16 protein-coding genes are annotated in these 20,831 nt (G+C 50.0%); 5 read left to right on the forward strand and 11 right to left on the reverse strand.

Annotated elements, in window-relative coordinates:
* The first annotated feature begins 19 nt into the window (after positions 1 to 19).
* Positions 20 to 6,046, forward strand: coding sequence for a DUF4011 domain-containing protein (locus WG31_RS07245; protein WP_063354089.1), 6,027 nt, complete (start codon positions 20 to 22; stop codon positions 6,044 to 6,046).
* A 31-nt stretch (positions 6,047 to 6,077) separates the two neighbouring features.
* On the opposite strand, the gene ssuD is transcribed toward WG31_RS07245, so the two are convergent.
* Together ssuD and WG31_RS07255 are read right to left on the reverse strand one after the other, a co-directional pair.
* Complete coding sequence (gene ssuD / locus WG31_RS07250; RefSeq protein WP_063354090.1) at positions 6,078 to 7,241, reverse strand: FMNH2-dependent alkanesulfonate monooxygenase; 1,164 nt, start codon at positions 7,239 to 7,241, stop codon at positions 6,078 to 6,080.
* Positions 7,242 to 7,243: 2 nt separating this feature from the next.
* Positions 7,244 to 7,453 (reverse strand): hypothetical protein, encoded by a 210-nt coding sequence (locus tag WG31_RS07255; RefSeq protein WP_063354091.1) that lies wholly within the window; start codon positions 7,451 to 7,453, stop codon positions 7,244 to 7,246.
* Between the two features lie 431 nt (positions 7,454 to 7,884).
* Here WG31_RS07255 and WG31_RS07260 point away from each other — a divergent pair, with 431 nt between their 5' ends.
* Entirely contained in the window at positions 7,885 to 9,036 is a 1,152-nt protein-coding gene (locus WG31_RS07260) for an acyl-CoA dehydrogenase family protein (protein ID WP_063354092.1), read from the forward strand.
* Positions 9,037 to 9,068: 32 nt separating this feature from the next.
* Complete coding sequence (locus WG31_RS07265) at positions 9,069 to 9,689, forward strand: nitroreductase family protein (RefSeq protein WP_063354093.1); 621 nt, start codon at positions 9,069 to 9,071, stop codon at positions 9,687 to 9,689.
* Positions 9,690 to 9,821: 132 nt separating this feature from the next.
* On the opposite strand, the gene WG31_RS07270 is transcribed toward WG31_RS07265, so the two are convergent.
* Positions 9,822 to 12,143, reverse strand: coding sequence for a TonB-dependent hemoglobin/transferrin/lactoferrin family receptor (locus WG31_RS07270; RefSeq protein WP_063354094.1), 2,322 nt, complete (start codon positions 12,141 to 12,143; stop codon positions 9,822 to 9,824).
* 158 nt (positions 12,144 to 12,301) lie between these two features.
* Here WG31_RS07270 and WG31_RS07275 point away from each other — a divergent pair, with 158 nt between their 5' ends.
* Complete coding sequence (locus WG31_RS07275) at positions 12,302 to 12,889, forward strand: biliverdin-producing heme oxygenase (RefSeq protein ID WP_063354095.1); 588 nt, start codon at positions 12,302 to 12,304, stop codon at positions 12,887 to 12,889.
* A gap of 81 nt (positions 12,890 to 12,970) precedes the next feature.
* On the opposite strand, the gene WG31_RS07280 is transcribed toward WG31_RS07275, so the two are convergent.
* The 5 genes from WG31_RS07280 to mntR all read right to left on the reverse strand — a co-directional run bounded on the left by WG31_RS07280 (position 12,971) and on the right by mntR (position 17,217).
* Complete coding sequence (locus WG31_RS07280) at positions 12,971 to 13,291, reverse strand: antibiotic biosynthesis monooxygenase family protein (RefSeq protein WP_063354096.1); 321 nt, start codon at positions 13,289 to 13,291, stop codon at positions 12,971 to 12,973.
* Positions 13,292 to 13,314: 23 nt separating this feature from the next.
* Positions 13,315 to 14,124 carry an ATP-binding cassette domain-containing protein gene (locus WG31_RS07285; RefSeq protein WP_063354097.1) on the reverse strand — a complete coding sequence of 270 codons (810 nt, stop codon included), beginning with the start codon at positions 14,122 to 14,124 and terminating at the stop codon, positions 13,315 to 13,317.
* A complete protein-coding gene (locus WG31_RS07290; protein WP_063354098.1) occupies positions 14,121 to 15,170 on the reverse strand; it encodes a FecCD family ABC transporter permease in 1,050 nt (349 codons plus the stop codon). Before WG31_RS07290 ends, WG31_RS07285 begins: the two co-directional genes overlap by 4 nt.
* On the reverse strand, positions 15,167 to 16,072 hold the full coding sequence (locus tag WG31_RS07295; protein ID WP_063354914.1) for a heme/hemin ABC transporter substrate-binding protein: 906 nt from the start codon (positions 16,070 to 16,072) through the stop codon (positions 15,167 to 15,169). Before WG31_RS07295 ends, WG31_RS07290 begins: the two co-directional genes overlap by 4 nt.
* Before the next feature lie 668 nt (positions 16,073 to 16,740).
* Positions 16,741 to 17,217 carry a manganese-binding transcriptional regulator MntR gene (gene mntR / locus WG31_RS07300; RefSeq protein ID WP_035353249.1) on the reverse strand — a complete coding sequence of 159 codons (477 nt, stop codon included), beginning with the start codon at positions 17,215 to 17,217 and terminating at the stop codon, positions 16,741 to 16,743.
* Positions 17,218 to 17,407: 190 nt separating this feature from the next.
* Between mntR and WG31_RS07305 the strand changes: the two genes are divergently transcribed.
* Complete coding sequence (locus WG31_RS07305; protein ID WP_006115520.1) at positions 17,408 to 18,781, forward strand: Nramp family divalent metal transporter; 1,374 nt, start codon at positions 17,408 to 17,410, stop codon at positions 18,779 to 18,781.
* 148 nt (positions 18,782 to 18,929) lie between these two features.
* Here the strand turns inward: WG31_RS07305 and WG31_RS07310 are convergent, their stop codons facing one another.
* The 3 genes from WG31_RS07310 to exbD are packed head-to-tail and all read right to left on the reverse strand — an operon-like array spanning position 18,930 to position 20,826.
* Positions 18,930 to 19,445, reverse strand: coding sequence for a Fur family transcriptional regulator (locus WG31_RS07310; RefSeq protein ID WP_006115521.1), 516 nt, complete (start codon positions 19,443 to 19,445; stop codon positions 18,930 to 18,932).
* A 44-nt stretch (positions 19,446 to 19,489) separates the two neighbouring features.
* Positions 19,490 to 20,347 carry an energy transducer TonB family protein gene (locus tag WG31_RS07315; protein WP_063354099.1) on the reverse strand — a complete coding sequence of 286 codons (858 nt, stop codon included), beginning with the start codon at positions 20,345 to 20,347 and terminating at the stop codon, positions 19,490 to 19,492.
* Positions 20,344 to 20,826, reverse strand: a complete 483-nt coding sequence (gene exbD / locus WG31_RS07320; protein ID WP_006115523.1) for a TonB system transport protein ExbD — start codon at positions 20,824 to 20,826, stop codon at positions 20,344 to 20,346. Before exbD ends, WG31_RS07315 begins: the two co-directional genes overlap by 4 nt.
* Positions 20,827 to 20,831: the final 5 nt, after the last annotated feature.

The raw sequence follows: 20,831 nt of genomic DNA on the forward strand, positions 1-20,831 counted from the left end.
TGTTATTGAGCGCATGAACATGGCAGATAAAGGGGAATTTTCGGTGGATACAGAGCATAAACAGATTTCTGAAGACACCGATCAACCCCAGCCTACCGAAACACCTGTACTGCAAATCGCGCTACAAGAAGCCGTAAATGCAAGCCTTTGGGAAAACAGTGTTCCCATTCTTGAAGAGCTTGCCTTCGACAACAAAACCGATATCGAATATCCTACTGTTGAAGTTAGCATCAGCAGTGAACCCCCGTTTCTTACGCCGCGTTCATGGATGTTGCAGCAGGTTCGGCCCCAAGAACTGCGTGTGCTGAATGACCGTGATATCACGCTTGATGGGGCATTGCTCTCTGCCCAAACTGAAGCATCCAAAGCCGTAGTAACTGTTACCGCACATGCCGGAGAGCAGGAATTAACCAGAATCACCCGTGATGTTCGTGTATTGGCACGGAATGAGTGGGGCGGCCTATGTGGTATTCCCGATATTCTTGCCGCATTTGTTTTACCGAATGACCCTGCGATAGCCCGTATTTTGCGCACTGCTTCCGATATTTTACGGCAGGCAGGGCAATCTCCTTCTCTGGAAGGGTATCAGGGCGATAAAACCAGAGTATGGGCGCAGGCACAGGCGCTTTGGTGTGCCATTTGTGGGTTAAACATCACCTATATCAACCCTCCTGCATCGTTTGTAGAACATGGGCAACGCATTCGCCTCCCCTCTCAGGTGTATGAAGAACGGCTTGCCACCTGTCTGGATACCACTGTTCTATTTGCCGCCTGCCTTGAGGCCATAGGCCTGCGCCCCTTGATTGTCCTTACCAAAGGGCATGCCTTTGCAGGGTTCTGGCTTTCTCAGCAGGATGCGGGGGCGTCTATTGTTCAAGACCTTCCGGGCATACGTAACCGGCTGAAACTTGATGACCTGCGGGTTTTCGAAACAACGCTGGTAACGGCGGCCCGCAAACCTGGTTTTGCAACGGCTTGTGAGCGCGGAGAAGCCAACCTGCGTGATATCGGCGATGATGATGAGGACGCATTCCGCGAAATTATCGATGTGCATCGCGCACGTCTTCGCCGCATTCGCCCACTTTCTACGCCGGGTTCTCATACAGATACAAATCTTGATGAAACCTCGGAAGATGCTTCCGAACAGCCGCTTTTTGAAGCTGCTCCTACCCTACGGGAAGAACGGGAGGAAGAACAGCTACCAGATCGCCCGGCTGATCGTGTTCAGCGCTGGTGCAATCGCCTTCTTGATATGTCGGCACGCAACCGCCTGCTTAATCTACCAAAGTCTGACCGTCAGCAGATTGAAATTGATTGCCCAGAGCCAGCAGCGCTGGAAGACATGCTGGCAGACATGCGTGCTGGCGGTAACGCCAAACCTTTGCGCTTTATTTCCGCACCAGACCTGATGGATGAAGCAGACCCCCGCAACAAGGCGCTTCATCAAGGGCGCCATCATGAGGATACCGCACGCGCCTATGCTATAGAGGCTCTTACGCGGCGTGAGATTGTTGTTCCGCGCAAGAAAGAGAATCTTCAGAACGCCCTTATCGAGATTTATCGTCAAGCCAGAGCTGCCGAACAGGAAGGTGGCACAAACGTGCTCTTTCTAACCATAGGAGCTTTGGCTTGGACACCACAGGACAAGAGTAAACCTTATCTGGCGCCGCTCATTCTTGTTCCGGTTATTCTGGAACGGGCCAGCATCAAATCTCCCTTTACGCTACGCGCGCATAGCGATGAAACCCGCATAAACACAACACTGCTGGAAATGCTGCGAGCGGATTATGATATCCGCATCCCCCTACTGGAGCATGAAAATCTTCCCGAAGATGCTTCGGGGCTGGATGTGCCAAAAATTATCGAAGCGTTCCGGCTTCATCTACGCCATATTCCGGGCTGGGAAATTCGTGAACACGTTAGCCTGACAACATTAAGTTTTTCAAAGTTCTTAATGTGGAAAGACCTTCTTGAACGGCGCGACAAGCTCGCTACCAATGATGTTGCAAGCCGCCTGTTAAATGGTGTCAAAGAAACAGAACAGGAGGGTGCAACACCACCCGTCGGATTTGATGCTTCTCAGGATCTTGATACAGCATTGGCTGAAGCCGATCTGGTTTGCCCGATGGAAGCAGATTCATCACAACTCAAGGCTGTTGCGCGTGCGGCTGCGGGCGAAAATTTTGTGCTGATTGGCCCACCCGGAACAGGTAAAAGCCAGACCATTGGCAACATTATTGCCAACACCCTTGCACAAGGCCGCACCGTGCTGTTTGTGGCCGAAAAACGCACGGCACTGGAAGTTGTGCGTAATCGGCTGGAAAAGCTGGGCATTGCTGAATTCTGTCTAGATCTGTTTTCGCCCAAAGCCAATAAAATGGGTGTGCTCCAGCAATTTCAATCTGCTCAAGCCGCGTTGGAAGATTTTCAGCAAGAAGAATACGCACACACCAAACAAGCGCTTGATGCATTGCGCCTTGAACTGAATGCTTATGTTCATGCGCTCCACACCCCATACCGAAATGGCTGGACGCCTTACCGCGGTATTGGCATGACATTGCGTGCGCAGGAAGAAAAAATCGTACGCGTTCCTCTTGAGTGGCTTAATGCTGATACGCATTCAAAAACAGATTACGACAACCTCGTGCAGGCCGCTGAAGATCTTGCCACACTGTATGCCCGTATTGGTGATATTGTTATATCGCCCCAATTAGCCGGGCTTGAGCAAACAGAATGGTCTCCGCTATGGGAGGCTCGGTTGCTGGATACAGTCAATGGAACACTGGCAGCCTTGGGAAAGCTCCGCAACGCGGCACATGATGTGGTCAAGGCGCTTGCGTTAGGGGCAGATAATTTATCGTTTGTGCGCCTTGGCCAGATTGATGCGCTATGTGCACATTTATTACAGCCACATGCAGCCGGTTGGGCGTTTGGAGATACCGCTCAGAACATTTGCGATCAGGTGCTTGCTGAAAAAGAATATGTTGCCCAACACCGCGCCTTGACTGAAGACCTGAATACACGTTGGAAAGAAAGCGTTGGCACACTGCCTGTGTCTGACATTCTTGCTGAATGGCAGACAACAAAGGATAAATGGCTCTTAGCCCGTTCCATGGGGCAAAAATCCATCCGCAAGCGGTTGAATGATCATGCCATAGCGATGCCGGAAGATTGCGAAAGCGATCTGGAAAAGCTGGTGGAACGCAAGACTATAGCCAGCAAGCTGGAGGAAGCACCGCACAAGGCACATATTGGTGCTCTATGGCGCGGTCTTGATACAGATTTCGATCAGATAAATCTTGTTTTTGAATGGGGCCAACGCGCCAGAAGCCAGCTTGCCGGGTGTATGACAGATACTGCCGCCCTTCTTTCAGCGCGTGCTCATCTCAAAACCTTATTGACAGAAGGGCAAGACCTGCTGGCATCGGGCGGCAGTGTTCATACTGTAATAACGCAATATCGAGCTGCCTTTTCATCACTAGAAGCAACCCTAAAAACACTCGCCGAGTGCAGTGCCAGTAATATCAGCACCTTGGTAAACCCTAAAGCTGCTGACTGGCTCAGCGAAATCCAGGAAAAACTACAAAACTGGAAAAACTCTGCGCGTGAATTACGAGATTGGTGTGCATGGCAACGTGCCTGCCACCATGCAGCACAACTGGGCTTAACACCGCTGGTGACAGCAATTGAGCACGGTCTGGTTACGCCAGAAGATGTTCTTTCTGTTTTTGAGGCCAATTACGCCCGCTGGTGGACCATGCATGCCGTAAGTAATTCCGCATTGTTAAGCGGTTTTGTGGCGGCAACTCATGAAGGCCGTATCCTGCGTTTTCGTGAACTTGATGAAAAACTGAAAAACCTTGCCGTACGGTTGATACGCGCACGCTTGGCAGGAAAAATTCCCAGGGAAGCTGCGCGGCAGCACGATCCCGAATACAAAGTATTAACCCGCGAAATTGCAAAAAAGACACGTCATCTTCCAGTGCGCCAATTGGCAGAGAAAATGCCCAGCGCCCTGAGAACATTAACCCCATGTCTGATGATGAGCCCGCTTTCAGTTGCCCAATATCTGCCAACAGATGCAGAACCTTTCGATCTGGTGATTTTTGATGAAGCATCCCAGATTGCAACATGGGATGCCATTGGCGCTATTGGCCGGGGGAAACAGGTTATTGTTGCGGGAGACCCCAAGCAGCTTCCGCCAACAGACTTTTTTGTGGCAGGCAGAGCTGCTGACGATGTTGCGACATCCGATGAAATGACAGACCTTGATTCCATCCTGGACGAATGTCTTGGGGCTGGTATTCCTGCCATTAGTCTGGAATGGCATTATCGGAGCCGCCATGAAAGCCTGATCGCTTTTTCCAACCAGACATATTATAGCGGCAACCTTGTTACCTTTCCCTCACCTGTTACATCTGATCAGGCTGTGTCGTTCCGTTTTGTGCCCAAAGGTGTTTACGAACCCGGACGCAACGGGTCTCACACCAATCCCGTAGAAGCACGTATGGTCGTTGCGGAAGCAGTAAAGATTATGCGTGATGGGCGTGAACGTTCGGTTGGTATTGTAACCTTTAATGGTGAACAGCAAAAACTTATTGTGGATCTTCTGGAAGCAGAAATTCGCAAAGATCCCAGCCTTGAAAGATTTACAGGTGATGCGGCACCAGAGCCTCTGCTTGTAAAAAATCTGGAAAATATTCAAGGTGAAGAGCGCGATGTTATGCTGTTCTCTCTAACGTATGGGCCGGATGTTACGGGCAAGATCTCCATGAATTTTGGGCCGCTTAACCGAGATGGTGGTGAACGGCGCCTGAATGTTGCCATCACCCGCGCCAGAGAGCAGTTGATTGTGTTCGGGTCACTCCGTGGCGATCAGATTGCAATTGAGCGGACGCGTGCCGCAGGTGTGCGTGATCTGCGCCGTTTTCTGCTATTTGCTGAACGCGGTGCAACAGCACTGGCAGGTGCACATGAAGGTTCCGTAGGCGGTTATGACAGTGTATTTGAAGTTGAAGTTGCAACCATGCTGCGCACCAAAGGCTGGAATGTTACAACGCAAGTGGGTGTATCCGGCTTCCGTATTGATCTGGGTGTGATTGATCCTGATCTTCCCACCGCATTTCTGGCTGGTATTGAATGTGATGGTGCCACCTACCACCGAAGCGCCACTGCGCGTGATCGGGATAGATTGCGGCAGGCCGTGCTGGAAAACCTTGGTTGGAATATCCTGCGCATTTGGTCTACAGACTGGTGGACCAATGCGCCGCGTGAAGTAGAACGGATTGACCGTGCCTTGAACGGCTTTTTGGAAGAAACCCGTAAAAAACGCGCTGAACAAGCAGAACACGATGCCGCAATGGCTGCTGCAAGCCTGAATGAAATTGTCCCCCAAATAGAGGAAATTTCAGCTCCTCCGTTGGGTACACAACAAATAGAGCCACCCCCACAAACCTCAGCCCCCGAAGTGTTGGCAATATCTGCACCACCAACGGAACCCCTTTACGCCAAGGCTCCGGCTGAGAGTGTTGCACCAACAACCGAGAAACCAGTTATTGATCCCTCACGCTTTAATCAGGAAGATTATCTTCCAACCTTAACACAACTGATTCATCAGAGTGTGGATGAAGCAGGCGTTATACGTGAAGATGTGCTGATCCAGACACTCTCGCGCGATCATGGCTTTGCACGGGTGAACAGAGATATCCGAGAGCGTATTCAGCGCGCTGTTCCTTCATCACTTGGCCGCACAGAAGAAAATGTTGGCGTATTCCTGTGGTCAGAGCGCCTGCCTGTTTCTGCACGCCTGCCTTTGGCTTCATGCGCTTCAGAAAAAAATGTAGATCCTGCCAAGGTACCCCTGCCCGCTCTTGTGGATCTTGCCTGTCGCGCCATTGCGATTGATTGCCCGGATGATGAAGCCATTACGCGTATGCGCGATGCCTGCGGCATGAGCCGAATGGGGCAAGCAACACGCACGCGCTTTGCTGAAGCTTTGCAAGCAGCACGCCAGATAAATATCAATCAAGACGAGCCATCATTCTGAAACAGCATTACTCATGATAGCCGCCCGGCAATCAGGCTGCACGGGTTGGGCGGTGATCACCCGCAACGGTTTCACCAAAAGGCCCCATGTTGTTCAGGCTCGCCTTGCCATGCACAGAGTGTGCGGTTGGCAGATTGGGCAACACGAGTTCACCAAACCGATAAACTTCCTCCAGATGCGGGTAGCCAGAGAAAATGAATGTATCGATACCGAGCCTACGGTATTCATCAATACGCTCGGCTACAGTATCCGGGTCTCCTACCAAGGCAGTTCCTGCCCCGCCACGCACAAGCCCCACACCCGCCCATAAGTTGGGGCTGATTTCCAGTTTGTCACGACGCCCCCCGTGCAGTGCGCTCATACGCGCCTGACCTACGGAATCCATCCGAGCAAAAACTTTCTGAGCTTTTGCAATTGTCGCATCATCCAAATGACTGATCAGGCGGTCAGCCTCGTGCCATGCTTCTTCTGCCGTTTCGCGCACGATAACATGCAAGCGAATACCAAAGGAGACCTCTCGCCCCTGTGCATGCGCTAATTTGCGCACATGGCTGATTTTTTCGGCCACCTGTGCCGGAGGCTCACCCCATGTCAAATATTTGTCGATTGATTTGGCAGCGACATGCGTGGCTGCTTCTGATGACCCGCCAAAATACAAAGATGGACCATTATGCTGATATGCAGGAAACAGCAGACGACCATCTTTTATTGTAAAGTGTTTTCCTCCAAAATTAACATTCTCACCACGTAGCAGGGCACGGAAGATATCAAGAAATTCATCTGTGATTTCATATCGTGTGGCATGATCGGCAAATAGCCCATCCCCCGCATTTTCAGCCGGATTACCACCTGTTACAATATTGATCAGCAACCGCCCGTTAGAAAAACGGTCCAGCGTTGCGGTCATGCGTGCAGCCAAAGTGGGAGATAACAAGCCGGGTCTTACGGCTATCAGGTAACGCAATTGTTCTGTAATGGGCGCCAAAGCTGAGGCCACAACCCAACTATCTTCGCAACTCTGCCCGGTTGGGATTAAAACACCATAATACCCTAGTGTATCAGCCGCTTTTGCAATTTGCTGTAAGTAGGGCAAATCAACTGGTCTGCCGCCTTTTTGTGTACCCAAATAGCGACTGTCCCCATGAGTGGGCAGGAACCAGAGCACATTGATCTTATCAGGAACTGCGAAGGACATGATTAGGATACCTTGAAAAATGTTTCTTGGGGGACAAGCGGTTCAGCCGGAGCCTTGAGTGCGTAAGGTGCGCGATAACGGCCACGCTGCTGCACAGTCGTCGTTATCAGGCCAATAACGTCACGCGCTGTTTCAAACGTGTGGTAGTGGCGCAGGTTGATGTCATCAATCCGTGGAGAAAAACCCTGAGAGGAACGTACTTGATATGTCATTACGACCTCGTTGCTTATTATATAATAACTACTCCAAATGCGTATTCCGCACACCAACACGCTAACGACCACAAAAAATGAGTCAATAAAATTATCACTATTATATATAGTTTTATATGTGTTTTTAGGCTTGAAACAATGAATTTTCTACCAAAAATTGCTTTCTAATTTTTGTTATTATGTTGTTTTTAAAAAATATATTCTTATATAAACAACAAATTTTTATAGTGCATTATGGAAGGAACACTTTTTGATAACATACGCAAATAAGCGCCTAATATAGGTTTTAAAATGCCCTCTTTCTGTGAATCGAAGTTGATCTGATCGGTTTATAACATTTCCGAGCCAAAATTCTCTCATTGACATATATATTCACGTCATAAATGTTGTATATCATTACCACCTTATGAAAATGGTGAAATATATATTCCATGCCGATTGATCTACAGACCGAGCACGATGCCATTGATGCAGCCACGCATCTCAAACAGCAGTTTGCCGCACGGGCAGCTCATCATGATCGCACTGGAGTTTTTGCTCAGGAAAATATTGATGATCTACGTCAGGCAGGGCTGCTGTCTTTACGTATATCTACACCACAGCGCCCTACTCCATTCACTCTAGGCGTTGTGCAGGATATTGTTGGACAGATTGCTCAGGGTGATGCTTCTACGGCGTTGGTTATGGTCAATCATTACATGGTGCGTGCCGCCATTGCTCATCATGAATTTGGATCTGGCAACACGGCCTGCTGGATAGAAGATGAACAACATGATCAATTACTGAACATCCTGCTAGCGGAACCAGATCTTGGGTCTATATCTCAGGGTGGACTGCCCAGCACAGTTGCCACTCGTACAACAACCGGATGGATTTTAACTGGGCGCAAGGCATATGTAACAGGCATTCCCGGTTTATCTTGGCTTTTGGTACGCGCCCGCACGAGTGATGATCCTGCGCAGGTTGGCACATTTATTGTGCCCGCCAAGGCAGATGGTATCCATGTTCTTGAAAACTGGGATCACATCGGTATGCGTGCCAGCAATAGCCATGAAATCACGTTTACAGATGTTACCCTGCCCCCTGATGCTGCTCTGGAACTTTATGCGCCTGATACACCCCCCGCAGGGCGCAATACCCTCGTTATATGGAATACTGGCCTCTTGGGTGCTTTGTATAATGGCATCGCAACATCTGCTCTGGCATGGTTTTGTGAGTTCCTGAAAAACCGTGTTCCATCCAATCTAGGAGCGCCGCTGGCAACATTACCTTCAATGCGCGATGCAGTAGGTGGATTTACCATTACATTGCACATGGATGCCATGCTGTTACGGCTTTACGCCACAGATGTAGAAGCTATGCGCCCACCCCATGAACTGAAGGCCCATGCCGCGGTTATAAAGACGCGTGTTGTTGATGCTGCGGCTGACTTTACATCCGCTTTACTTGGCTTGGCAGGTAATGCTGGGTTATCGGCCCATAACCCGTTAGAGCGTGCTCATCGCGATGCGCTATGTGGGCGTATTCATGCACCACATGCAGAATTACTCAGGCGAATTGCGGGCCAGAAGGCTCTTTCATAAATTCAGAAACATTTCTTGCTACTGGAAAAATCATGACAACAGCGCCCGATCGTGCTCCTAATTCTTCTGTGCTCCCCGCCATTCTTAACCGTTGGTCTCCACGAGCATTCCAGCCAGAAGCTATTAGTCAAGAAGAGTTGCTTGCGCTTATAGATGCTGGACGATGGGCCCCTTCTGCCTATAACATACAGCCTTGGCGCTTTATTTACGCACGACGCGGCACGGCAGAATGGGAGCGCTTTTTATCATGGCTCATACCATTTAATCAGTCATGGGCAGAAAATGCATCGGCCATCATTTATGTGGCATCTCAAACCATAACACTCTCAAACCGCACAGGAGAGCCCTCTCCGCTGCCAACCCATGCATTTGATACAGGTGCCGCCGCTGTTCTGATACAAATTCAAGCAGCGCATAACGGCTGGGCAACGCACCCCATAAGTGGTTTTGACCACGCTTTGGCCCATGCTGGTTTGGAATTACCAGAAGAATACGAACTGCATGCAGCCATTATTCTTGGTCGACAGGGGAAATTAGAAACTCTACCGCAAGATATGCAAAAACGTGAGGTTCCCTCTGGCCGGAATTCTCTCAGCACAGTTTCTTTTGAAGGAAGATGGAACCCTTCAAAAGAAACCAATATGGATGAGTAAATGCCATGAGCTGGAAGGTTAGAAAAACCAAGAGGTTTTGAGAACCTTCCATGTTATGGATGAAGGATACCCGTCAATTTTTAACCTCATCTTCCTAAGTAGAATGGTTTTGATTTTTATAATAACAAAATTTTAGAATTCAATTCGGGCCGTTACTTTGAAGGATCGCCCAGGCTGAGTGTAGTAGCGCTCGGAAAGGGAGCTGGATGACTGACCATAAGGAAGTGACGCCGCATTATAATATGCTTTATCAAAAATATTGTACATTCCAGCCTGAATACGCAAAGGTTTGTAAAATGATGGGCTATACCAACCATTCAGATCAAAAATAACATATCCGGGTGTTTTCCACTGGTTGGTTAATGCGCCGGTTGAAGTCAGATACTTGGCATTGTCACGCCCCGAAGCAAACGTGCCCGACAGATCTGCGCCCCAGCGTTGTGTTTTATACCCAAAACCGATAATTCCACGGAAAGGCGAAACCGAGCTTAGGTGGAAGTTCATATTCTGGTCACGGCCATCTGCATAAGCCAGTGACCCCCATACGTGCCAGTGATCATCAAATGCCCAGTTTCCGCTGGCTTCCACCCCATAAATACGCACATGTGCCAAATTGGTATAGCCATAGCAGAGCATATAGCCAGTACAGCCGCTTATACCCATCATATCTATAAAGTTATGGTAGTGGTTATCGTAGAAAGAAAGCTTGGCACCTCGTTCTGAATTTCCATATTTCATGCCAACTTCCCACCCTCGGCTACTTTCAGGCTTAAGATCTGGGTTGCCAACAACCTGATACACTGGTGGAGTGCTGTAGTTTAAATATTCCTCGGTTGCAGAGGGTGCGCGGTATGCCTCGGCATACTGTCCATATAGAATAACATCTTTGGCAATGCGCGCTTCTACTAGAATTTTTGGCGAAAAATGAGACCCATGCGCACCGTGCGGTAGCCCCGCATAACCAGCATTGGCCATATAGGAAGCCGTATTGTGTGTGTCTCGCTGGAAATAATCAAACCGGAAACCCGGCGTAATATGCAGCCACTCACCACGGCCAATGCCAATGCGGTCTTGTACAATCGCCCCCATATCCGTACCGTGTACTTTAGGCATATCCGAAAAATTATCATGAGTATAAGCATTTGACAGAGCACGCTGGCCAGTTTGGGTCTGGTAGGTATCTGTTAGAAAGACCTCTCCTCCGTAAGTGAGGGCATGATGCAACGGACCAGTGAAGATGTTGTTTGTGGCTGAACCCGTTACGCCGTAGGATTCCACAGGCAATGTGAGATGCTGGTGCACATAGGCTGTCGGTCGGGTTGGATCATTGTTTGTAATATCCGTATCAGTCTGAATACTTTGCCAATACGCCAGAAAATGCGCTTCGCTAAACAAGTCTGTTGGGCTGCTCGCCTGATAATCATAATTGGCAGATACGCGCGAGCGTTGGTTCTCGCTGCGTGTGCGATAGACATTTGTTGCCGTTGTTTCTGATGTTCTGGTGCGTTCATTATAATTTCGGTCAAACCATTCGCCAGTTAGGCCTATTCTATGGCCACCAGCAAAATAGTGCCTGACTTTACCAAGAAAACTACCTTGCTCATACGATGCTGGGTCTTTTGCAGTACGTGTTCGCCCATACCCGTAAGTATCGCCTCGGTTTCCAGTTTCGCTTCCGTCCTGATAGCCACCCTGAAGCAAAAATACTGTGTTTTTATAGCGTGCAGCAAACGCCTGATTAAGCAATGCGGCTTCACTTGCCCCATTATAGGTAAGTTTGGTGAGCCCCCCAAAGGTTTTGCCGGGTTTAAGCAAATCCTCTGGGTCCAGCGTGCGCAATGCAATAACACCACCCAGCGCGCCCGTACCAAAAAAGCTGGAATCTGCGCTTTTAACAACGTCTATTGCACCAAGGGAATTGAAATCGAAATTGTTAACACCCCCTTGAGCAGAATTGAAAGAACCAGCATAGGCCCCATCGTTTGCCCATGGCATACGCACGCCATCTATGGTGGTGAGAATTCGGTTTTGGTCCAGACCACGAATGTTGATACTGGAATTACCATTACTATAGTTAACCGAGGCATCTATTCGGCGTGCATAGTCTTCCAAGCTATCTATCTGACGGTCACGCAATGTTTTGAGGGTTGTTGTGGTTGTTAGCACACCGGCTTTACCTACTGCGCTGTGATCCTTATCTGGATTAAACTTCATGGAATCCAGAATGTCTGTTGTTCCACTTACCTTTACCGGACCCAGAATAACTGTCTGGGGAGAAACTGCACCAGGTTTATTGGTATTTTTACCAGCATGCGCCTGCGCGGCAGTTTCTGCCTTGGGGGAAGCAGATTCTGTTGTGGCGGCAAAAGCCGGTGTTACACAAGCATATGCCAGAGCTGTTGTTGCCAGCATCCGGTAACGCATAACCCGGTAGAAAAAAGGTTGCGTTATCATTGTACATCCACATTGTTAATAATGAGAATCATTATTATTTTATGATGCACAGGGAGCGGTCCCCCATCAAGCTCTTATTGCACATGATTATCATTTGCGTTAAATAAGTCACACATGCGCATCTCTCTGCATGCGTTTATGTCGTAAAGGCCAATAACATGACCAACATGTCCGATCCCCTTTCACTTTCTCTCCGCCTTAAAGACGCAACCCACACGCTCCATGAAGATCTGGACAAAAGCATCATGGCGCATGGTCTGTTCTCCAGCGCCGAGAAATACAAAAGTTTTGTGCAACTTCAGTATTTATTCCATCGGGATATCAATGATCTGTACAAGCATGACCAACTGCTAGAGATCATTCCTGATCTGGCTACCAGAAACCGCTTTGCACAAGTTTGTCAGGATATGCGAGATCTTAACCTACCCTTTCCTGAAGCGGGCTCTTCTATATGTATCCAAGATGCTTCAACCGCCGTAGGCTGGCTATACGTGGCAGAAGGTTCGAAACTTGGTGCAAATTTTTTAACAAAACTGGTTGAAAAACTGGGCTTTACCGAAAACTTTGGCGGACGCCATCTTGCCGCAGACCCTGGCGGCCGAGGCCCATCCTGGAATGCATTTAAAAGCGCTATTGACCTTGCAGGGTTTGACCCAGTTCTAGCTACAGCCGGGGCTAAGTCTGGTTTTATGCGCGTGAAAAACTATATGATAACGTCTGACACGCTTATCAGCACATCAAACTGATTTTCTGAAGAAATAAAAATGACCTGAAATCCAAAGGAATTTCAGGTCATAAAGTTACTATAAGATGGCAGATAAAGGATATCAGACTGTCACATCCTGCAATACGCTGAATCCTTCAAACACAGGAGGCCCGGCAGTTAGCGCACGGCCCTGCCCCGCACCTGCATGTGCCTGCCGAAACTGCTCAGACTGTGTCCAGTCTACAAATGCATCGTATGAATCCCATACCGTGTGAGAAGCGTAAAGCCTACCTCCATCCTTTTCTGGGCCTTTTAAAAACTGGAAACTAACAAAGCCTGGAACAGTCTTTAATAAAACCTCACGTTCCAGCCAACGCTTCTGGAAGGCATCTTCATTTCCCGGTGCCACCAAAAAACGGTTCATGGCGATATATTGAGACATATCCTGATCCTTTCCTGTAACTATTATTGGTAAATCATATCATGTGGCAAAACGTAGGGCTTGCCGCTACCTACGTGCATGCGCACCCGCCCTTCTTCCAGCCCAAACACATGGCTGGCCAACGCGTTGGTTAAAACCTGCTCCGGTGCCCCCTGCGCATAAATGCTTCCCTCGTGCATCACCACAATGCGGTCTGCGCAGGCAGCGGCCCAATTCAGATCATGAATAACCAACACCACACCACCGCCACTTGTGGCATGGGCGCGCGCAAGATTAAGAACCAGATGCTGCCGAGACAAATCCTGAGCCGAGATCGGCTCATCCAGCAGCAAAAAACCTGGGGGGCAGTCCGTGCCATGCACGGCAGCCTCCAGTTGCATCAGAACCCGCGCCAGATGAACACGCTGCCGCTCCCCTCCGGACAGATCCATAACATCGCGCTCAGCAAAAGCAGCCAATCCAACCCGTTCAAGCAACTTTCCGGCAAGCTCAAAACGGACTGGAGCGCTCATGAATGGAGCAGAAATTTGCCCGCCCATTGCCACCAACTCACGCAGCGTGAACTGAGCCCGCAACGGAAAGTCCTGCATTAACATAGCCCGGCTGGCCGCCAGCCGAGCAGACGAAAATGTGGTTATAGGAACATCATCAAGCTGCACATCACCACTGGTTGCGGGCAATAAACCGCTAACAAGGCGCAGCAATGTGCTTTTACCAGCGCCATTTGGCCCGATAATGGCCGTTAGCTGACCAGGCGCGAAGTCTAGAGAGGCTCCATGCACAATATCTTTGCCACGAACACGCCAGCCCGCATTACGCAAGGAAAGCTTCATGCCAGTTTTTCCCTGTCATGAGTGCGTGTTAGCAGCCAGACAAAAACTGGTGTACCTAAAACCGCTGTTACAATTCCCACAGGCACATCTGCGGGCATGGCAATAACGCGCGCCAACGTATCTGCCGCTATCAACAGAATTGCCCCTAACAAGGCACTTCCCGGCAGTACCAGCCGATGATCTGGCCCTGTCATCAACCGCACCAAATGGGGAACCACAACGCCTACAAACCCAATGGCCCCAACAAAAGAAACCGTAGGGCCAACAGCGCAGGCAACCGAGAACATAGCGCATCGTTTGATACGCTCCACAGGATACCCCATCAGCCTTGCATCATTCTCTCCCAGTAACAGGGCGTTCAGAGGCATAGCCAGACGCGCTGTTACCCACGCAGCCACCAACAGGAAAGGACATAACAAGCCTATGCGTGGCCATGTTGCCCCCGCAAAACTGCCCATCGTCCAAAAAGTTAGATCACGTAATGCCGTGTCATTCGCGCGGAAGATAAGGATGCCGGTTAACGCACCAGAAAACGCGCTGAACGCCACTCCTGCTAGCAGGATCATGCTCACAGATGTAGCACCGCCACGCGTTGCAAACATATAAAGCAAACATGCGGCAACAAAACTACCCAACATACCCGCGGCGGGAACGGCCCATGCCGTGCTCATGATTACCGCATGCACGCCCCCACCCCCTAAATCCAGCCATGCTCCGCCCAATACAATCATGCAGGCCGTAGCCAAAGCCGCCCCTGAGGACACGCCAATCAACCCGGGGTCCGCCAACGGATTTCTAAAAAGCCCTTGCATAACAGCACCGGCCACGGCCAAAGCCGCCCCTGTAAGCCCGGCCATAACAACACGAGGGCCGCGGATCTGAGTCAGAACAACCCGGTCTGCAAAGCTATCTGCCTGTGTACCACCAGGCCACAATGCCGTAAGGTGTACGCCTGTTGCCCCAACGTTGAGAGAAACTGCCATAACCAGCATTAATAATGGCAACAAGGCACACAGCAACAGAACAACATGTCGCCGCATCATCATGCAGGGTGACTCACCGCCGCCATCATTCTGGCAAGGTCTAAAGCAGCCTGAGGCGTACGGGGGCCAAAGCCTAGCAGGCGCTCTCCTTCCATGCTCACAAAAGCATTGTTACGCCCTGCTGGAGTAAGCTTGAAGCCGGGATCTGCCTGTAAAGCTGAACGGAGAGTGGTTGCTGTTTGATCCATGAGCAGAATAATGTCTGGCCGAAGGGCTACAAGATTTTCCTGATCCACAATCTTGTAACCTTGCATATCAGCACCGGCGTTAACACCTCCGGCAAGGCGGATCATGGCATCTGCTGCCGTTCCTTTACCTGCTGCCATAGGGCGGTTATTTGTCATGCGCATGACAAACAAGACACGCGGCTTTTCTGTATGCACGGTGCGCCATGCATTCAACTGCCGGAACTGCTCGGCAATAGTGCTGCACAACTGCTCACCTGCCGGTTGAGCCCCAACAATATCAGCTAAAAAACGGGTGCGCTGTTCAATTGCTTCAGAAGATGGGGTGGCATCTACAAACACGACAGGAACACCTGATGCCACAAGCTGATCCATAGCTGCGGGCGGCCCTGCATCGTTCATGGTCAGCACAAGATCCGGCCGTAGGGACAAAACCCCTTCAGACGAGATGGCACGCATGTAACCCAGATCTTTTTTCTCTTTTCGCGCTACTTCTGGCCATGTGGAAGTTTGATCCACCGCCAAAATCGCACTTGAGCGGCCTAATGCGTACAGTGTTTCGGTTATAGTGCCACCAATGCTGGCTATTCTTGTTGCGCCGTGGAGTGTAATGCGTCGGCCTCGGCAATCTGTAACAATACGAGGTGTAACCTCATGCGTTACATCTTGTGCCAACCCGGCCTGCGGCATGCAGGTTGAGGCCATTCCAAAAGCCAGCATGGCGCCCAAAGAACGGCGAGACAGCAATGGTGTGGCTGCAATCTGATCACGATGCTTATTTGCTAACCAATGGTTTTTCATCAGGCTGCCTGCTCCATATTTTGATGCACGGCGCTCAACACAGCCTTCCGCTCAAGCCTGCGGGCTTTAAAACGGTTCATGACGATAAACATTGCCCCTCCACACTACAAAATGTCTTCAAATCCAACATTTTTCACAAACGCGGCGCGGTCGTGCGCATCAAATCGTACCCACCCTTTCACAATAGAGAATGAGAATCAATATCATTTTCTAGACAAAACCATGAGGCTGCATAGTGATAAAGCCATCCTTCCCGTGATATGCTCCTACGGGAACCGGCCCGGATCGGTTTTATCCGGCTTGGAGAAACCATAGTGGGTGCCATATCCTTAAACCAATCTTCTGCACGCAAACAATTCGTGGCCAGAGCGCGGGCTTGTATAGAGTTTGCACTCTGCAACCCCGCTCTTTACCATCTGATGTTCAGTTCCGGCGATGAGTAGCCAACTTCTTGAAGAAAAGGTTGGGGCAGATCCCGTTCAGGCTACGCTTGGCGTGCTCCTAGATGGCATGTGCTGCAATAATTGATCGGACTCCGGTATGATATCTACTTTATAGGAAAAACATTTCACCAGATTTTTATTGCCTTATTCTTTTCTGGCATTTTGCATAAAATCACCCAAACCAGCATCCATGGCGAGCTGAAACGCTTTTAGTGTTTCCGCTCCCACATAATGTTCCAACCCTTCTGCATCAATGCGTGCATTGCACGGGCTTACACCAAGAGCCAGAAGAAACGCTTCAACAATACGATGTCGTGCGCGGACTTTTTCTGCCATTTCGCGCCCCTCGGGTGTTAGAAAAATACCGCGATAAGGTTTGCGAGCAACCAGCCCTTCGTCACCAAGGCGTATCAACATTTTGGCGACTGTTGGCTGAGAAACCCCCAGCCGAGTTGCCAGATCAACCTGCCGGGCCTCCTGCCCTTCATCCAGAAGATCTGCAATAAGTTCTACATAATCTTCAATAAGCGCATGCTGCCGCGCTACACGGCTGATACGGAACCCTTCTGAATGTGTTTGTGCATCAGGGAGAGTATCTGCTGTATCAAAAGTTTGCTGCATTCCCACTTTCCAACCAATCCGTAGGGCTGTGTTGGCTCCATACCGCTAAGATTATTCTGTTAAGTATAAAGTATTCCAACAGGAATATCTTGCATTAGATATCATGCAAATGCACAGCAACTAAAAGTTGCCTTATGCTTTGTAATATAGCATATTGCATATTTAATCAGGTACAGTTTAGTCTGGATTTATGTCCCAAGACTCGCAAGCCCCTGCCCCACCGTTGTCTGCCCAAAAATCTGCATGGCGTTTTGCTAAAACGACAGAAGCAGGCAGCAAAAGTTTGCCGGAATCTTTTGCCAGCATTAAATTGCCTGCGGCTGGTAAATCGTGGTTCAAGCGTTTTCTGGCTTTTGTGGGGCCAGGTTACATGGTTTCCGTAGGGTATATGGACCCCGGAAACTGGGCGACTGATTTACAAGGTGGCGCCCAGTTTGGTTATAGGCTGCTGGCCGTCATCATGCTTTCAAACCTGATGGCTATTCTTCTTCAAGCTCTGTCTGCCAGACTGGGCATTGCAACGGGCCGCGATCTGGCTCAGGCGTGTCGAGATCATTTTCCGCCTGCCATCAATATTGCTCTTTGGCTGGCTTGCGAACTTGCCATTATTGCATGTGATCTGGCTGAGGTAATTGGCACAGCCGTAGCGCTTCAGCTTTTATTTGGTATTCCGCTTTTAGGCGGGGCAATTATTTCGGTTCTTGATGCCTTTCTCGTACTCTTTTTAATGAACCGAGGATTCCGGTATCTAGAAGCGTTTGTTATTGCATTGCTCAGCATTATTGCCATCTGTTTTGGTGTGCAGATTATGGCCGCAGCTCCGCCTGTTGCTGACGTGCTTAAAGGCTTTATTCCCTCTCCCAAAATTATAACCAATAGCCAGATGCTTTACATTGCAATCGGCATTATTGGCGCTACGGTTATGCCGCATAACTTGTATCTGCATTCATCTATCGTGCAGACACGCGCATTCGAGCACACATTATCTGGCCGCAGAGAAGCTATTCGGTGGGCCACATGGGATAGTACAATTGCCCTTGTGTTGGCCCTGTTTATTAATGCTGCCATTCTCATCGTTGCCGCAGCGGCCTTCCACACAACTGGGCACCAGAATGTTGCGGAAATAGAGGATGCCTACCGCCTGCTCTCTCCCGTTCTTGGCTTGGGTATTGCATCAACCCTGTTTGCGGTTGCTCTTTTAGCTGCCGGCACCAATTCAACTGTAACCGGCACATTAGCTGGACAAATTATTATGGAAGGCTTTTTACGGTTAAAAATACCGCATTGGATGCAACGGCTCCTCACTCGCGGCCTTGCCATTATGCCTGTCATAGTAGTGACAGCCCTTTACGGGAATAAGGGTGTGGGGGAACTGCTGATGCTAAGCCAGGTTATCCTATCCATGCAGCTTCCTTTTGCCGTTATTCCTTTAATTCTATTTGTATCTGACCGCCAGAAAATGGGAGAGCTTGTCATCTCTCGCAAAACAACCATCTTAGCTTGGGTTGTGGCTGCTATTATTCTGGTTCTCAACTTTAAACTTTTGTATGATACTGTTTTGTAATAACGCTACAGACTTTAAATATTACAACGCTAAAAATATACTATAAGCCTGCAAATGGAATCAACCAATGAAAAAACTGGCCAACGCCTTTACCTCGCGCGGCCAGTGTTAACTATTGTAGATATGATAAAATCTCTTAAATACATTACTATCGGGCTTCTATGTCATGCCCGACAGAAGGTGTTACGGTGATAGAAGCCCCCTGCACTGCCAACCCGTGTTCAGCCGCTACCCGACGCAGTAAAATAACAACTTCTGGCGCATTACACGGAATTTTCCGCCCTGTTCCGACTTCAATAAAAAGAACAGATGGTAGAACCTTCGGTTCCGGGGCCACGCTGTAGCGCCACAGTCGGTCGGGCGTAACATCCCGACGCAGGATATCACGCGCTACCAACAAATTCAGATTACGCTGGATAGAACCCTGAGAAGGCGCGTGACCGTTTGTCATTACGCTAAGCGCTTTCCATATTTCTACCACCGTAGCATGTGGCTCAACCTCTAGCACACCATGTAGAAGCACTCGGCGCAGATCAGTCATCCTAATGCCAACATCTTCGCAACGTTCTTCCAAACGCCGCACTGCGCTGCGGCTGGCCCCCATACCGGGGCGGATCTGCTTCAAGGCGGGCGGAGAACGGCGATATGCGGAAAATGCAAGCATGGTTTTGATCCTGTCACGATCTGAAAAAGGAATGATGGAAAACCTTAGTTTTCGCCACTATGGATATAAAATTCGACGGGTACGGTAAGTGTGATGGGGTCTCCCGCCACGCTATCTGGTGGGATAGGCAATGGCTGAGCCCGCTTGGGCAACGCCACGGCCTCCTGATCAAGCAGCGCATGGCCAGAACTACTGGCCAGCGTAACTGAAAGCACATGCCCCTTACGATCCATGGAGAACGTTACGGTGGGGACACCCTCCTGATGATCAGCCATGGCATCCGACGGATAGCGCTTAAACTTCTCCAATTGCGCCAATAATGCGCCCTGCCATGTCACCGGATCATGTGATGCCTTGGAAGAAGACGCACCGGGTGCTGGCGCAGCCTGTGCCGGCGCTGGAGGCGCTTCTGATGATGGCGGCGCAGTTGTTGTCTCGGCTGGAGGTGTTTTATCCGGGATCGGTTTTTTGAGATGCGGCACCGGCTTGTGTTTTTTAACGATTTTACGCGGCTTTTTCGGTTTGGGCACTGGCACCGGTGGATTAGGCGCGGGCGATGGCGGAGCCGTAACCTTTGGTGGCTCTACCGGAGCCGGATCAGGAATGGACTGGATCTGCTGTGGGCCGATGGGGGCATCTGTTGGCGGTGTGGGTGTTGAAACCGGTTCAGGCGCCATATCTATCGCAATGGCCGCCGGAGGAGGCTCAGGCACCGTTACAGCCGGTGGTGGCAGGCGCATGATCCACCAGACAGCACCGCCACTTACGGCAAGCACGGCAAGCAACGAAAAACCCCAACGCAGCGCATCATCTCGCTGTGTCTGGCGCAACTGGCTGCGCTGCCAGTCAGCAAAGGAAATAGCTCCTTCTGGTGCCTGCGTTATATCCGCAGTTCCACTCATGGCGCGGCTCCCGCTGCGTTTACACTGCCAGTAGAAACAGCCGCGCTTCCTGCTTCGCTCCCTTCTTCCTGCCCCTGAAGGTTGACGAGCGCGACCTTGAGATAACCAGCCGAACGCAGCTTATCCATCACGCCCATGAGCGTACCGTAATCAACAGTTTTATCTGCACGCAGAAAAATGCGCTGGTCTTTGTTACCCTTGGTTGCTGTTTCCAGCGCTCCTGGCAAGGCATCGGCAGCAATGTCGTCTTCACCCAATGCCAGACCATGATCGGCCTTTACGGTTAGAAACACCGGGTCATCTGGGCGTGGCGTTGGTTTTTCTGTTGAGGATGGTAGATCTACTGGCACATTCACTGTGGTAAGTGGTGCTGTAACCATAAAAATCACCAGTAGTACCAGCATCACGTCAATAAAGGGTGTAACATTGATCTCGCTGGCCTCATGCGGGCTTTCATCGGTGTGGCGGATACGGATCATGCCGC

This window comes from Acetobacter oryzifermentans, assembly GCF_001628715.1.
In the GTDB taxonomy this organism is placed as follows: Bacteria; Pseudomonadota; Alphaproteobacteria; order Acetobacterales; family Acetobacteraceae; genus Acetobacter; species Acetobacter oryzifermentans.

Excerpts from the sequence above, each read along its gene's own strand:
- WG31_RS07245 (WP_063354089.1), top strand. The coding sequence starts at position 20 with ATGGCAGATAAAGGGGAATTTTCGGTGGATACAGAGCATAAACAGATT.
- ssuD (WP_063354090.1), bottom strand. The coding sequence starts at position 7,241 with ATGTCCTTCGCAGTTCCTGATAAGATCAATGTGCTCTGGTTCCTGCCC.
- WG31_RS07255 (WP_063354091.1), bottom strand. The coding sequence starts at position 7,453 with ATGACATATCAAGTACGTTCCTCTCAGGGTTTTTCTCCACGGATTGAT.
- WG31_RS07260 (WP_063354092.1), top strand. The coding sequence starts at position 7,885 with ATGCCGATTGATCTACAGACCGAGCACGATGCCATTGATGCAGCCACG.
- WG31_RS07265 (WP_063354093.1), top strand. The coding sequence starts at position 9,069 with ATGACAACAGCGCCCGATCGTGCTCCTAATTCTTCTGTGCTCCCCGCC.
- WG31_RS07270 (WP_063354094.1), bottom strand. The coding sequence starts at position 12,143 with ATGATAACGCAACCTTTTTTCTACCGGGTTATGCGTTACCGGATGCTG.
- WG31_RS07275 (WP_063354095.1), top strand. The coding sequence starts at position 12,302 with ATGACCAACATGTCCGATCCCCTTTCACTTTCTCTCCGCCTTAAAGAC.
- WG31_RS07280 (WP_063354096.1), bottom strand. The coding sequence starts at position 13,291 with ATGTCTCAATATATCGCCATGAACCGTTTTTTGGTGGCACCGGGAAAT.
- WG31_RS07285 (WP_063354097.1), bottom strand. The coding sequence starts at position 14,124 with ATGAAGCTTTCCTTGCGTAATGCGGGCTGGCGTGTTCGTGGCAAAGAT.
- WG31_RS07290 (WP_063354098.1), bottom strand. The coding sequence starts at position 15,170 with ATGATGATGCGGCGACATGTTGTTCTGTTGCTGTGTGCCTTGTTGCCA.
- WG31_RS07295 (WP_063354914.1), bottom strand. The coding sequence starts at position 16,072 with ATGCTGGCTTTTGGAATGGCCTCAACCTGCATGCCGCAGGCCGGGTTG.
- mntR (WP_035353249.1), bottom strand. The coding sequence starts at position 17,217 with ATGCAGCAAACTTTTGATACAGCAGATACTCTCCCTGATGCACAAACA.
- WG31_RS07305 (WP_006115520.1), top strand. The coding sequence starts at position 17,408 with ATGTCCCAAGACTCGCAAGCCCCTGCCCCACCGTTGTCTGCCCAAAAA.
- WG31_RS07310 (WP_006115521.1), bottom strand. The coding sequence starts at position 19,445 with ATGCTTGCATTTTCCGCATATCGCCGTTCTCCGCCCGCCTTGAAGCAG.
- WG31_RS07315 (WP_063354099.1), bottom strand. The coding sequence starts at position 20,347 with ATGAGTGGAACTGCGGATATAACGCAGGCACCAGAAGGAGCTATTTCC.
- exbD (WP_006115523.1), bottom strand. The coding sequence starts at position 20,826 with ATGATCCGTATCCGCCACACCGATGAAAGCCCGCATGAGGCCAGCGAG.